At 59.5% G+C, this 14,420-nt stretch carries 13 protein-coding genes; all 13 read left to right on the forward strand.

Translation table 11 applies throughout. From position 1 onward, the window contains the following. The 13 genes from LJF27_RS09500 (at position 1) to LJF27_RS09560 (ending at position 14,386) form a co-directional block, all read left to right on the forward strand. Positions 1 to 249 carry an Arc family DNA-binding protein gene (locus LJF27_RS09500; RefSeq protein ID WP_016254076.1) on the forward strand — a complete coding sequence of 83 codons (249 nt, stop codon included), beginning with the start codon at positions 1 to 3 and terminating at the stop codon, positions 247 to 249. Beyond that, a complete protein-coding gene (locus LJF27_RS09505; RefSeq protein WP_031637583.1) occupies positions 246 to 1,979 on the forward strand; it encodes a ParB family protein in 1,734 nt (577 codons plus the stop codon). Before LJF27_RS09500 ends, LJF27_RS09505 begins: the two co-directional genes overlap by 4 nt. A gap of 27 nt (positions 1,980 to 2,006) precedes the next feature. Further along, positions 2,007 to 2,774 (forward strand): DUF2857 domain-containing protein, encoded by a 768-nt coding sequence (locus LJF27_RS09510; RefSeq protein ID WP_019726827.1) that lies wholly within the window; start codon positions 2,007 to 2,009, stop codon positions 2,772 to 2,774. Continuing rightward, a complete protein-coding gene (locus LJF27_RS09515) occupies positions 2,771 to 4,096 on the forward strand; it encodes an STY4528 family pathogenicity island replication protein (RefSeq protein WP_033972907.1) in 1,326 nt (441 codons plus the stop codon). The genes LJF27_RS09510 and LJF27_RS09515 overlap by 4 nt, the downstream gene beginning before the upstream one ends. 279 nt (positions 4,097 to 4,375) lie before the next feature. Beyond that, entirely contained in the window at positions 4,376 to 5,104 is a 729-nt protein-coding gene (locus tag LJF27_RS09520; RefSeq protein ID WP_057382284.1) for a PFL_4669 family integrating conjugative element protein, read from the forward strand. 5 nt (positions 5,105 to 5,109) lie between these two features. Then, a complete protein-coding gene (locus LJF27_RS09525) occupies positions 5,110 to 5,643 on the forward strand; it encodes a DUF3158 family protein (protein WP_044069819.1) in 534 nt (177 codons plus the stop codon). Positions 5,644 to 5,656: 13 nt separating this feature from the next. Beyond that, complete coding sequence (locus tag LJF27_RS09530; RefSeq protein ID WP_015503573.1) at positions 5,657 to 6,145, forward strand: single-stranded DNA-binding protein; 489 nt, start codon at positions 5,657 to 5,659, stop codon at positions 6,143 to 6,145. Between the two features lie 199 nt (positions 6,146 to 6,344). Beyond that, positions 6,345 to 6,542: an ICE-associated protein CrpP gene (gene crpP / locus LJF27_RS09535; protein WP_031644039.1), complete on the forward strand. Its 198-nt coding sequence runs from the start codon at positions 6,345 to 6,347 to the stop codon at positions 6,540 to 6,542. 114 nt (positions 6,543 to 6,656) lie between these two features. Next, positions 6,657 to 8,576, forward strand: coding sequence for a type I DNA topoisomerase (gene topA, locus LJF27_RS09540; protein WP_058167809.1), 1,920 nt, complete (start codon positions 6,657 to 6,659; stop codon positions 8,574 to 8,576). Between the two features lie 8 nt (positions 8,577 to 8,584). Next, positions 8,585 to 9,337 carry a hypothetical protein gene (locus LJF27_RS09545; RefSeq protein ID WP_034086252.1) on the forward strand — a complete coding sequence of 251 codons (753 nt, stop codon included), beginning with the start codon at positions 8,585 to 8,587 and terminating at the stop codon, positions 9,335 to 9,337. 117 nt (positions 9,338 to 9,454) lie between these two features. Continuing rightward, on the forward strand, positions 9,455 to 10,360 hold the full coding sequence (locus LJF27_RS09550) for a hypothetical protein (protein ID WP_124086598.1): 906 nt from the start codon (positions 9,455 to 9,457) through the stop codon (positions 10,358 to 10,360). 163 nt (positions 10,361 to 10,523) lie between these two features. Next, complete coding sequence (locus LJF27_RS09555; protein ID WP_198339557.1) at positions 10,524 to 12,413, forward strand: hypothetical protein; 1,890 nt, start codon at positions 10,524 to 10,526, stop codon at positions 12,411 to 12,413. Further along, complete coding sequence (locus LJF27_RS09560) at positions 12,410 to 14,386, forward strand: DEAD/DEAH box helicase (protein ID WP_058167808.1); 1,977 nt, start codon at positions 12,410 to 12,412, stop codon at positions 14,384 to 14,386. The genes LJF27_RS09555 and LJF27_RS09560 overlap by 4 nt, the downstream gene beginning before the upstream one ends. The last annotated feature ends 34 nt before the right edge of the window (positions 14,387 to 14,420 follow it).

The raw sequence follows: 14,420 nt of genomic DNA on the forward strand, positions 1-14,420 counted from the left end.
ATGGCCCGAGAAACCGAAGATAAGTTCGTTGTCCGTATGCCCTTGGGCTTGCGCGATCAGCTAAAGCAAAAAGCCGCGGATAACCACCGTTCGGCCAACAGCGAGATCGTCTACCGACTGGAGCGCAGCAACGCGCTCGAAGAAGAACTCGCGCGAGCAAACCGAATGGTCGACGAACTCTTCGCCAAGAACCAGCGCCTGCAGGCTGAGCTGGCGGCGGCGAACACGCCTCAGGTGGCGGAGGCATGAGTATGGCCAAGATCAACCCGCAAGATCTGAAAGACCGGCTACTTGCCCCTGGTTTTACCGCGCCGCCCAAGGTTCTGGAGCAGTTGTCGGACCCGATCAGCGACACGCCCATGGTCCTGACGCTCGACCAGGTCCTCCCCTGGCACGATAACCCCCGGACCACTCGCAACCCCAAATTCGACGAGATCAAAGAGTCGATCCGGCACCGAGGCCTCGATACGCCACCACCGGTGACCCGGCGCCCCGGGGAAGACAAGTACCGGATCCGCAACGGCGGCAACACCCGCCTCGAGGCGCTCAACGAACTCTACAAGGAGACCGGAGACGAGCGCTATTTCCGCTTCAACTGCCTGTTCAAGCCCTGGGACAAGCAGCGCGGCGAAATCATCGCGCTCACCGGTCACCTGGCCGAAAACGATTTGAAGGGCGACCTCAAGTTCATCGAGCGAGCCGTGGGCATTCAGAAAGCGAAAGCCTGGTATGAGGAGGAGAAAGGCGAACCGGTCGGCATCCGCGAGCTGTCACGGAAGCTCACCGATGACGGCTATCCAGTTTCACATTCACACATCAGCAAGATGCTGGATGCCGTTGAGATACTGCTGCCAGCGATCCCTGTGATGCTGTATTCGGGACTCGGCAAACCTCAAATCGAAAAACTCCTTTCACTCAGAAAGTCAGCCTCGTCCTGCTGGACACGTCTATATGCCGGCGAGGGTATCGACTTCGAAATGCTGTTCCAGGACACCCTGGCAATCTTCGACAGTAGCCCTGACGAATTCATTTTCGAGCGTTTCCAGGACGAACTCATCGACCAGATGAAGCGGCCCCTGGGCCTGCGTTATGACCAGATCCTGCTCGAGATCACCAACGGGCAGCAGGAACAACGCCGCAGCACTCTGGTCGACCTGCCCACACCTGCCGGGCCACCTGAAATTCCACCAGTTGGGCAGGAAAACCCTGCTGCGTCGTCTACTGGGCAAGCACAAATACAGAGCCCCGCTACCGGCCTCCAAACGTCCAAGACCAAGAGCCCCCCGGGTACATCTACCCTGCCAGCTCCGCCGCCACCAGTCCAACAACAGCAACTGACCGACGAGGAGCGTGCAGAGGTCTTGGCAGGCCATATCGTGAGCCCGGTATCGACCAGGATCCAGCAGACTCGCCAACGGCTTGCCGGCCTTGAGGGAGAACATCTACCTGTCTTCGGTGAAACAGCCCTGCAGGCAATCCCAGTGCAAGTCGGCGGTCTTCACCCGATCACCGACCTCTGGTACATCGAGCGGTCGATCGATACCCCCGAGATCCTGCGACAGCACATCGCTGACCTGGCTGAAGAGATCGCTCTGCACGTCGGCGCCCCAGGCGAGATCGTCAGGATTCAGGGCGGTGTGGGTTACACGTATCGCGAGCCCAATGAAGACCGTGAGATTACTGATTCAGCGCTGCACCTCATGACGCTGCTTCAAGCGCTCAGCGGCCAGGTCCAATTCGTTCTGAACACTCACGATCAACAGACCTGCCGCGATGCATTGGGTGAATTCCAGTTCTCAGCTGGCCTCGCTCAGTTGCTGCTGGGCCAACCCACCACAAGCGATCAGCCATCCTGCCAGGAAGGCAGGCTCAATGACGAAGCCCTGGTGAAACTGTTCCGGATCATTCGTCTTGCGCGACGCCTGGTTGACCTTGAGCTGCCGCCGGCAGCCTTCGAGCAAGCAGCTACCGACCAGTGATTTCGCACGATTTGGGGAGAGATCGACATGTCGAAGTCGTTGATCAATGAAGCGGTCCTGACGCAAGTGCTCAACCACCTGCGCAACGGCCAGCTCAGGCGTTGTGCCGAGATGGGGCTGCGGCCGGAGATTCTGGCTCAGCTCCAACAGCCTGCCGTCATGAGCATCCTGACCAATACCCCGGTTTCCTGGGTAGACGTCAGAGTGAACATCGACGTCATGGAGAAAATCCTGGCCACAGCCGAGCGCAGCGCGCAGGAAGACCTGCAGATCGAACGCGCACTGAAGTTGGGAGCCACCACAACGATGATCCAGAGCTTTTTCGGTCTGTCGCCGGAGGACACCGCCACCAAGCGCTTGATGCTGGAGATCCACCCGCGCCGCGGTCGCTGGCGGCAGCTCGATGAACAGATCGAGCGCCAGATATGGTTCCGCTGGGAGCACCTGATGCAGGAAAATCAGGTCCGCCTCGAGGACAGCATGGAGTTGCTGGACATCGCGATGATCCTCACCGAGGAAATCAACGCCGGAATCGAACAAGACAGTCCAGAATTCATCAGCCTCGCCATTGTTTGGTCTCTCATCCAGAGCTGGTTGAAAGACGGGCTCTATCCGTCTGGCAAATCGAGCCAGAGCCAGGCGGGCCTGCAAAAGTCCCAATCCACTCTTTACCTCGCTAGCGTCAGCTCACACCTGCCCCACTCTGCCCCATCCGCAACAACGCAGGTGAACGCTGAGACAGAACGTCAACAACTACTGAACCTGGTTCAGTCGGAAGGCGACACAGCACCATGAGGCTGTCGCGCTTTCCCATCTCGACACTGCTGGACTCGGCCTCGGGACATCTCGAGGCCCATTTGTATAAGAAGCGGCTTGCTGCCGAAAGCGGCGAACCGCTGGCTCAACAATATTCCGGCATCATTTTCAGCGGCAATCCGCATGAAACCGTTCCACGGCGCCTCCTCCTGGATAAGCGTCTTACTCCGCTGGAGCGGAACTGCTGGCAAGTTTTCCGCTTGCTCATCAACGACGACGGACTGACCACGTTCCCGACATACGAGCAACTGCGCCCCTATCTCGGCATGCAGCCGGGCAAGATCGCCTCGCGCGAAACCATCGCCAAGGCACTCACGGTCCTTCGTCTGACCCGCTGGCTCAGCCTCGGCCGACGCCTGCGCAACGACCTCAACGGACAGGTCCAGGGCAACGTTTACATCCTTCACGACGAGCCTGTCTCTCCAGCCGAAGCCTTGGAGCTGGACACCGACTACATGCAGTTGCTGAGCCAATCCACCGGCCACGGCAACCGAGCCATACGCGAAATCGGGCAGATCATCTGGCGGGAGTTCAGGGATGATCCGGACGTGGGTCGCCGCCTCCCTACCCATCTGGAGAAGCTCGAGGGACGCTTGAACCACCAGCAATGGGCTATCGATAGTCAGCTCGAAGCGGATCCAGCGGCAGAGTTCGGCATCCGAACTCTGTCGGATTTACCTCATTCCACCCCGAGTTCGGATGCCGAACTCAGTGAAATCAGCAGCAAGCAATGCGCTCTACCGCTGAGTTCGGATGCCGAACCCAGACAGAATCCGCCGAGTACGCCCTTGGTTCGGATGCCGAACTCATATAGTACGTATACATACAAACAAGATTCTGTATGTAAAAAGCCAGTACAACCGCGAGCACGCGAGGAAGCCCATCCAAACTGGCAGGATCTACTGCACACACTGGAGGCGGAGCAACGGATCCAGGCGGTAAGCGCGCTCCGACGGGTGTCCGAAGATCTTCGGCTACCCGTCATCGAGCAGTGGCAGCACCGTTGTGCCGGCGGAACAGTCAGCAATCCGTTCGGCTACCTCATGACGCTCATCCAGCGTGCAGTCCAGGGCAAGTTCAACGCTTCTTGGGCTCCGGAAGAACCGGCTGAGCGAACCATCCCCGCAACGGAACGCCCCATTCGTGCTCCGGCACCATCGAGCCCCATAGCGCCTACACAGCCTCAGGTCCAGCCCAGGGGGGATACCCGGACAGGGAGCGAGGTCCTCAGCCGGCTCAAGGACCTCATTCGGCCCAGGCACGGATCGAGCGTGCCATCCGAGCGGGGTGATGAGCCATGAGAAAGTCTCGGCCGGGCGTTGTGCGTTTTCACAGCGGCCTACGTGTTTCGGCCCGAAACACTCAGTCAGGTCCTGTCCTAGGCACCGGCGGCGAACTGGGTGGTTCCACTGGAACCACTTCACCAGGAACTGACTTCGGCGCCGGCGGCGAGCTGGGTGCCTTGCTCCGAGTCGCCATGGGAAATTCCCCAGCGACGAACCATGTATTTCCTACTGCGCGCTCCTACCCCGATCAGCACGATGTGGCCGAACCCCTTCCCTATATAGGAACACTGCACCATGGCTGAAACCCATCGGCTTCAGATCGGCTCTCTCCGCAGCGATGTCGCCCTGACGCTTCACACCTATCACGCCGCACGCATCTGGACAGGCCGGCAGAAGTCGGATGCCAAGCACAGCATCCTCGGCCTCTCCGGCTTCTGCGCATACGTGAATCGCATGCACCGCGGGGCAGCACAGGACGATCCGTACTCCGACTGGTGGCTGCTTCAGATCGAAGAGAAAGTCGAGAGCTGCCAAGCCGCACTCAAGGCCATCGACCAGCGACTGGATGACGTCATGGCCAAGCTGCCCGCGACCCTCGATATCTCCGAGAACCTGTCCGTCACACCGGTCAAGGTCCCGTTGTTCATCTCCAACCCTCTGGGCTTCAAGGCAGTCTATCTCCTGACCAACTACGACGAACTCGCCCGTCGAATCCTGCTGGCCCAGCACGTCGGGCTGGTCGGGCGCCGAGACATGGAGGTCTGGCTCGACGAAGGCGCGTCGGTGCTGCGCAGCCTTTTCGGTCTGGCCCAGAGCTACCAGTTCTCGGGCGCTACTCGCGACGACTTCGCCGCAAACAATGCTCGCGCCGAAGCCGCGCGGAAGATGTACGAGAAGTTCGGCGAGATCCCGCAGGACATCCTGGAGGGCACCCGACGCTCGAACTTCGCTCCGCCGATCACCCGGGGCCGCTCTGACAGTGATGCCGATGATGACGCTGACCGTGTCGAGCTCGAGGACTGATCGGAATGCGGCAGCTCGATAAGGACCAGCAAGGCGCTCTGCAACAAAGTGCCTTCCGCCCACTGCAACAAACTGCCTTCCAGGCGCTGCAACACAGTGCCTCACTAAAAGGCCTTTTAAAGCCTTTTAAAGGTAAGGGGGAGCTGGCCCAGTTGGCGGAACAGTGCGAAGTCCTGGAGCAGGGATTGCTTGAACTTGCCCAGGGACTGCTGGCCCAGGTTCGTCGCCCACCCTTCACTCTACTGCCCACCCGACTCATCGAGCAGCGCACATCCGCCCGCACAACCTTTCTTCGCTGGCAGAACATTGCATCCCGGCGGATGGGCGTCGGGGTGTGGACGGAAATGCTGCGCCAGGACAAGACCCCGGAATACCTGCTGCAAGACCTCTACGAGATGGAGCTGCAGCGCATCACCCTCAACATGCAGATCAGCCTGATCCACTCCATCGGCAAGCAGGCCGCCGAGTGCGCGGAAAAGATGGGCCAGGCCGAGGCCGAGTTCATGGGCCGACTGCAGCAGAGCACCAACCACCACTGACTGGAGATTCATCATGGCTACCCCCGTCTTCTGGGAAGGCAACATCGGCTCGGCACCGGAGCACCGCAGCTTCCCCAACGGCAACAATCCCCCGCGGCAGTTGCTGCGTCTCAACGTGATGTTCGACAACTCGATTCCCGATGGCCAAGGTGGCTACAAGGATCGCGGCGGCTTCTGGTGCAGCGTCGAGTGGTGGCATCAGGATGCCCAGCGTTTCGCCGAACTGTTCGCGAAAGGCATGCGCGTCAAGGTCGAAGGCCGGGCGATCATGGACCGCTGGCCCGACAAAGAGTCAGGCGAAGAAGTACAGGCGCTGAAGGTCGAAGCCTCGCGCATTTCCATCCTTCCTCACCGCCTGGCCGAGGTCATCCTGTTGCCGTCTACCAACGGCCAGTCGACTCAACATCAGCAGTCTCGGCAGGTGCCTCAGCAACCTGCTCAGCAAGATGCGCACTCGCAGCAGGACTACGACAGCGCCTTCGACGACGATATCCCCATGTAGCAGGTGGCTTAATTTTTGGCCGCCCATTCGTGAAGCTGCAGGTGGCAAGAACCTCTCTTCGCCGCCCGCAGCCTCGACAAGCATTCCAGCGACTGTAGCAACCGCAATGAACAGTTATGCTGGCAAAAGCTGATAAACCAGCATCCTTAATTTTGGCCGCCCGTTCGTGAAATCTCTGGTGGCAAGGGCTTCCGAAAGTGTGTCAAAGAGAGCGACTGATACCGACAAGCTGGACAGACGACACTTCAACGATCCCCACCGGACTGTACGGGCTATTGGTGCTGAGGCCGCGCGGAAAGGGCTACGGGTGTTCGACTGCCCCTACAGTCATCCTGCGATGCGGGCGTCCTGGTTGAAAGGGTTTGCCCAGGAGCAGCAACAGCAGCTCGACTTCTGATGACTTTCCCCTTTAGTTCCTCCCGAAAACTGCAACAGCGCACCGTCCATTTCGCATTGTTGGCCCGCTCTCTGATCGCGACAGTTCGACCGACTGTTCCGAGAGACTCCGCCGATGCACCTCGTAATCATTGAAGCCCCGGGCAAGCTGAAAAAGCTGAGGTCCCTTCTCCCTTCGATTCGTCCCGACGTGACCTGGCAGGTCGAAGCGACTGCCGGTCATATCAGAGACCTACCCGTTCACGGCCAGGATCCGCAGATGCTCACCGTCGGCGTGGGCCAGGATTTCAAACCGCACTACCAGATCCTCTCGGGCAAGGAAAACACCGTCGCACGGCTGAAGGAGCTGCGGCAGAAAGCCGTGGAAATCTACGTCGCATCCGACCCGGATCGGGAAGGCGAAAGCATCGGCTGGCACATACTCCAGGCTGCCGGGATCAAGAACTACAAGCGCGTTGCCTTCAAAGAGATCACCAAGTCATGCATCAGCGCCGAACTCAGCTCGCCGCGTCGCCTGGACCTCCCGAAGGTCGCCTCGCAGGAATGCCGTCGCGTCATCGATCGCCTGGTGGGGTATCTGGTCACGCCAGAGTTGCGGCGCGTGATGGGCAGGCCAACCACCGCCGGGCGCGTGCAGTCCGTCGCTGTGTACCTGGTGGTCCTGCGAGAGCGGGAGATTCGCGCCTTCACACCAATCAAGCATTTCGGGGTGGAACTGGCCTTCGTTTCGCCCAGCGACGGCCGCACCTGGAAGGCGGAGTGGGATCCAGTGCCCACGTTTGCCAGCAAGGAATTTCCGTATATCCAGGATCGTCAACTCGCAGAACTGGTGGGGGCTATACGCAATGTGATCGTCGAGACCTGCATTGATGGCGAAGAAACCGATATGCCTCCGGCGCCGTTCATCTCCTCTTCGCTCCAGATGGCAGCCGGAAATGCACTGAAGTGGTCACCCGACAAGACGATGAAAGTCGCCCAGCGGCTGTATGAACAGGGGCTCATCACTTACCACCGAACGGACAACCCCAATATTTCGAAGGACTCGATGCCGGATATCCGTGCTGTCGCCAAAGCCTTGGGGCTGAAGTGTGTAGAGCAACAGCGAATGTTCAAAGCGGACCAAGACGCCCAGGAAGGCCACCCCGCCATCACCCCTACCGACTGGATGGCCGCTTCCGCCGGTGAGACTGCTGATGAGCAGGCGCTGTACCAGCTCATTCGAGTCCGCGCGCTTGCCAGCCAGATCGAAGCTGCCGTGTACGCCGTGAGAACCATCACCCTCCTTGGCGTCGGCCCCGACAAAAAGCCGCTGCGCTTCGGCGCCAAAGGGAAGCTGCTGAACGTGCCTGGCTGGAGAAAACTGCTGCAGGGCGATGATGCCGAGGAGCAAAAGAACGAAACGCCTTCAAGCCCCATCCCGGCGCTGGAGCCAGGCCAGATACTCAAGGTCTACAGCGGCGAGGTCCTGGAGAAGAAAACCACCCCTCCCAAACGCTTCACCGATGCCAGCCTGGTGGGCGAGATGAAGCGCCGCGGGATTGGTCGGCCATCCTCCTACGCCTCGATCGTGAAGAACATCATCGACAAAGGCCAGGTGCAGATGAAGGGGCGAAGCCTGGTCCCCGGCGAGATGGGCGAGGCCACCATCGCGCTCCTGGAGCACAACTTCAGCTTCCTCAGCCTCGATTTCACCCGCAACCTCGAGGTCGCCTTGGACCGGATCGCCAACAGCGAGGACACCTACATGAACGTGGTCCAGCAGTTCTACCAGCTCCTGCAGTCAGAGCTGCAGACGCTGCGCGCGCATCCCAGCGCACAGGGCGACCCGCGAGCAAGCTCTACCGCCAGCGCTCCCACGGCGCCGGCCAGTGACTTCCTCTGCGGCAAGTGCGGTCTGCCCCTGGTCCACCGAAAGAAAGCCGGCAAGGGCGGCTTCGACTTCTGGGGCTGCAGCGGCTACCGCAGCGCCGGCTGCAAGGTCAGCTATCCCACCAAGAACGGCCAACCTGACTTCGACAACCCGCGCGGGCTATAGGTAAATACATGAACATGCAGACCAGCACCGACAGGAACCTCAATTTCGACTTCGTGCGCAGGCAAGTCGAGCAACCGCCAGCGTGGGCCTCAGAGGTACTGCAATCATGGGAGGAAGCCTACCCCCAGGAAAAGCACGCCTTCCTTCAAAGCCACTATTGGACTGAGACGGGATCGATCAATGTGTTCCGCGTCGTGGGTACGGACCACTGGGATTACCAAGGAAAGTCCTGGCTCGACTTTCTCACTGGCGGCAAGCGAATGCAGCGAAACCTGCACGCCTTGCTGGACAACCCGAGCTACTACCTGCAGCCAACGGAGCGCAGGCCCGCGATTCACTACAACACACTCGATGGCTTGAACTTTTACGTCGGCTCCGACGGGAACCACCGTACCTGTATTGCCCGTTTCTTCCTGGCCGAGCAGCAGAAAAGCCAACTTCACGACGTGACACTCAACCACTATCAGGTCAACGACAGCTTCTACCACCTCTATCGGCAGCTTCGACAGCAAATATCGCTCCAAGGGCTCCCCATTCAAGTCCATCCGGAGCGTGTGCAACTGGGCCGGGAAGATACTGCTGGGTGGAAGATGGATACCTACCAGACCACATTGAATTGGTTGAACCTCAAAACTCAGGAGGAAATAATGCTCAGCGAGGACCAAGCTCAAGAACAACTCGCTCGAATAATACATCGCATGCCTACTGCCTTTACATCTATGGATTGGAGAGTACGACTTAAAAAACTGTTATCTTGGTAAATTTAAAGCTCGGGCGATGCTACTATTGCAGGAGCTGGCAGACACTCTTCATGATGAGAATTACCTCGCAGCACTAAGATACTGGTTGCCCCAGCGACACAACATATGGAGACGCTAATGTATAATCGCATTGCAGAATGGAAGCGCATCTTTGACACCGAAGAAAACGCCATTAGCAAGGCCCTGTCACGCATGGCATGGGACCTTGCAGCCTATTCATGTGTGGTTGAGATGGTGCGAGAAGCCCCAGAAATCAGCGGAAAAAAAAGACTTAATGGTCTTGTCATGGACATGTTAGCGTCTGGTTTCTGGGCAGGCACGATGCAGGGAATTCGCCGTCTAGTTGAAAGAGAGCCAATTCGCGGCCCCAAGAGCGTGTGCTCTCTGGGAGGTCTCATAAGCGACATCCGTGCTACGCGGGGAAAACTTACTCGTGAGATCTACGTCAAAACCATTTCTGGTCTTGAATATAATTATAATAGAACCCACGCTGCAAAAAATGCTTTCTCGGATGAGCAAGCCAAGCTGGGAAAGAATAGCTACTGGGTTCCAGTTGAATATCATTTTGAGCGCGCAGTTGATAGACACAAAGAGTTCGACTGGCTCAGCGGAGTCAATGCCGGAGCCTCACGGCCAGACGATCTGATACGTATCGAGGTATTCGACATGCTTGATTCCCGTTTATCTCAGCTTTCCAACGTAATCGAGCATGTCAATGTTGAGATAGCCCATGCTGCCACAGAAGCTAGCCGGGAAGGGAGGGTTCTAGAGCATTGGGGACTCGCTGATGCTAAGCAGGCTCTGCGCGAAATAGCAGAGGTTGCTCAATTGGTGGGCTCTTGGTTCTGCTACAGCGGTATTGGCTGTGTACTACCAATACCTCAGTTCGATCAGTTCGAGAATCTAGATAAACCTCTTTTTTCTGGCGAACATGCGAGGCTTCAGAAAGTATGGATGCAGCTTGATCGCGAGATCCAGCAGTGGCACCGCGTTGATCCATCAAAGTGGATGAACGCACAATAAGCCATTGGCTAACTACGATGCAGATTTCATTAGAGTTACAGCGACGCCCCAATTGACCATCAGTTAATAGCGCAAAAAAACAGCCTGCGTAGGCTGATTATTTCCCGTCGATCACAGCGCACCAACCAGCCACTCTGCTGCTCGTCTACACAGGAGCATGCGCGTGGCACCACTCGACAACGCCTCCCCTAGCGGGCCGCTACAGGATCCATCCCTGGCCCGCTACAGCGAGCGGCAGCTCGCCGTCGCCAACACCTGGGCAACGCATTTCTCTCTCGCAGGGACAGCTCGAACCAAGTTCATCCGTCACTACCTGCGCAGCACCTCTACGACCAGGTGCTGGTGCATCACCGTCGCTGCGGATAATGGTGTGCGTTACACCATCATGCGCGCAGGGCCTCTGCTCCAGGTCTTCGACGGTCAACTGATCGGTGCGTGGGAGTGCAAACCTGCCCATCGTATCCCTGCAAGCACGCCGTCCCCAGCCGGAGCGTTCAAGCTGCTGCAGCGCCTCGAGAAGTTCGACGATGCCGTTCCTGTGCTCAGCTCCTACACCCAGAGGGCACAGGGGTTGGCCACTCAGTTAGCGCGGCAGGACCTCGGCTCATTCCCCAAGAGTCAGTATCCATCAGTCAGCCACAATCGATACTACTCACCGAGACGCCGGTTCTACTTGAAGCAGATCGGAGCGGTCTTGCGAACCTTCAGACAGGTCCTGGACCAAGACCTGCTGTTCGCCATCCGCTCGGTTCGGTGCCTCTCGCCCCAGCTCTACAACTGGCTGGCTCAAGGCGACCAGGTGCGCCGGCTGCAAATGCTGAAGACTCAACCGGTCTTGACGCCGCTACTGGTGGATTGCGAGGAGGGAGTCTGGCCCCACACGACGACCAACGACAACGGCGAGAGCATCCGCCATTTCCTTCCTTGCCCTTTTTCCCTGCTTGACAGTGAACGACCGCAGGCCGCCGCCGTGCCATGCGACTTGTACCTCGATATGGGCCGTATTCTTGGGCAGGTCGCGGACGAAGGGATTTCGGTCATCAACTTTTTCGCCTGGCTATTTCAGGCGCCACGGGCCTCGATTCGATTTCTTAGTCACGTCAGTCCCGGCCGTGCGGGAGGAGCTCTCTTCCATCGCAAACGGGAAGGCCGAAATTCGGGATGGCATACTCTCCTTCTGGCAGCATCGCTAGGTAACCGGCGTCCGATCACTCGCGCTCAATGGACAGCATTCTATGCCGCCTACAATGCGATCCCCTGGCAGATTCACAACGCCAAGCCTGACTACAACCGGCTCTTCAACGGCTGCCCGTTGGATTGGCAGGATCCGGCATGGCCTGCAATCACTGCACGGCTGAGAGACATCAAGGAGTTCTATACCGCCCTCGACCAGGGGAACTCACAGGTTGTTCGGCAGGCGCGCAGCGCCCTGAAGGCGCACCTGGGTCATTGTACCTACCGACAGGCTGGCAACCTGGTGGACGACTACCACCAGGTCCAGAGGGAACTGCGCGCCACAGTACAGAGCAGCCTGGCCGATCTGGTCGACACCGACGAATACACCACCTGGGAGGGTATGCTGCCTGTCGACCTTATCGATTGCCCCAATGGCCTGCAGATCGTCGAGCTCCGCTGCCCTGCCGACCTCTATGCCGAACATATCGCGCTGGCCCATTGCATCGATAGCTACGACCAGGCCGCCTATCGAGGAGACTGCCGACTGCTCTCAGTACGTGAGGCTGGCCGTCCACTGGCCTCTGCCGAATTGGAGCTCAGGCGTGAACATGGCGAGCCTCTAGGTAGGCCCTGGAATTCCCAGCACCTTTCCACGGTGCAATTGCGCGAGTTCGATAATCACCCCGTGCCGGCCGACTCCCCTGCCGGCCAGGCATACCACTGGTTCATGGAACGGATTCGCTCTGGAGCCATAGCGACGAACCTGAACTGGCCCGACATGACCGTCCACATGACGCGCTTCGCCGATGGTCGCTGGAAGGCGGGCCTCGCCGAAGCCACGGCGAAGTGGCTGCTCACTCGGTTGGAAAACCGATGAGCCGTCCACGTCTGGTCAACCGTACCTCCGCGACTCCTTCGACGCTTCTGCAGCGGGCTATCTTCGACGGCTACGACTTCGGCTTGAAGATCCCCTACATCGCAGGCAGCAACCGCGCGCTGCTGGAACTGTCCGGCTTCTTCATCAGCGCCCGGGAGCATCCGTTGCACCGCTACTGGCGGGTCCCCAAGGGCAAGTTGCTGCCCGAACTGGACTCGCTGTACAACCGACTCGCCGAGCTCGCTGGAGGCCTCCACTCACAGTCCTGGCGGGACTTCAGCGGCATGGTCGAATCTGCACAGGCCTCGCTTGACCGACAGGCCTTCACCTGGGGTTTGCTGCTGCGCATCGCGCCGCTGGCCGAGGGCGGCGTCTTGCTGTCAGGCGAGTTCCATCCCGGTGTGGTGGCGGTGGCCCGGCGGATGCGCGGGGTGTTCCTGCGCCCATCGAGCTCCTGGCGCATCGACGCCACAACTGAGCTGCTCCGCAGCAACCTGATCCTGGAGCTTGGCCTCGCCGAGGAACAATTCGAGATCCTGGATACCGTCCAGGAGCTGCTCAGCGACGGTAGCTTCGCGCCGGCGACCGAGCTGCCCAGCATGAGCATCGGCGGTCCACAGCAGGAACCGGCAGCGCCATCCCTGGAGGACGAGTCAGCTTGTGACATCTACCTCGCCGCGGTGCCAGAGATCGAGCGCACCGAGTACAGCTCGGCTGATATCGAGGCGGCGCTTCAGGGCTACTCGCTACTGGCCCACCAGCCTGCCGGCATCGCTCACCTGCTGCAGAGAACCAGCGCCCTGTTGGCCGACGACATGGGATTGGGCAAGACCCGCCAGGCGGTCATCGCCGCTTCGATCCGAGCGGCGGGCAGGCCAATTCTGGTCATCACCCTGGCCACCCTGTTGATCAATTGGCAGCGCGAAATCCAGCAGGTCTATCCCTCGGCCACCGTGGCTATCCAGCAGGACAACCCAGAGGCGCAGTGGATCCTGGTCAACTACGAGCAGTTGAGCCCCTTCGTCGCCAACGCTTCGCGCTTCGCCGTGATGGTCATCGACGAGGCGCAGCGGATGAAGGAACCGACGGCGCAATGCACGCGGCACGGTTTCGACATTGCCGCCCAAGTGCCGAACCGCTACCTGCTTACCGGCACGCCGGTGCTCAACCGTGAAACCGAGCTGCACACCCTGCTTCGCCTCTCAGGCCACCCCATCGGCCAACTGCCGCTGAAAGAGTTCTGCGACCGTTTCGCCGGCAACCCGGAGTTCCGCCAGAGTCTGCGGGCGGAGCTGGGTGACTGGATGCTGCGCAGGCGCAAAGATGTGCTGCCCAGCCTCAAGGGCAAGCAGCGGCAGTTGCTGAAGGTGGCCCTCTCCACCGAGGAACGCCAGCAATACGACGTGCTGCGTCTCGAGGACCGACCGGTCTTCGCGCGACTCGGCGCGCTGCGGCGTTACCTGGAAACGGTGAAGGTTCGCGTGGCGATGGACCTGTTGAGCGAGCTCGACGCCGAGGACAAGGTGATCCTGTTCTGCGAGTTCAAGCCGACCGTGGCTGCGCTGAAGGAACTCTGCGAGCAGGCCGGGCACGGCTGCGTCACGCTGGTGGGCAATGACTCGCTCACCAAGCGGCAGAAAGCGATCGATCGCTTCCAGCAGGATCCCGACTGCCGGGTGTTCATCTGCACCACGGCGGCCGCCGGGACGGGCAACAACCTCACTGCGGCGAACTACGTGTTTTTCCTCGGTCTGCCTTGGACTCCCGGTCAGCAGGAACAAGCCGAGGACCGCGCGTACCGCAACGGCCAGCTCCGCATGGTGGTGGTGAAGATCCCACTGGTCGAGGGCACGATCGATGAGCAGCTGTGGCAACTGCTCAACGCGAAACGCCAGGTAGCCCAGGACCTCATCGAGCCAGAGCAGGTTGACGGCAATCGCGCGCGGCTGGCGGCAAGCCTAGCCGAGGGCTAAGTGTCGCAGGATAAAAAGATATACCCACCAACCG

This window comes from Pseudomonas sp. 203-8 (assembly GCF_020708595.1).
Lineage (GTDB): Bacteria > Pseudomonadota > Gammaproteobacteria > Pseudomonadales > Pseudomonadaceae > Pseudomonas > Pseudomonas aeruginosa.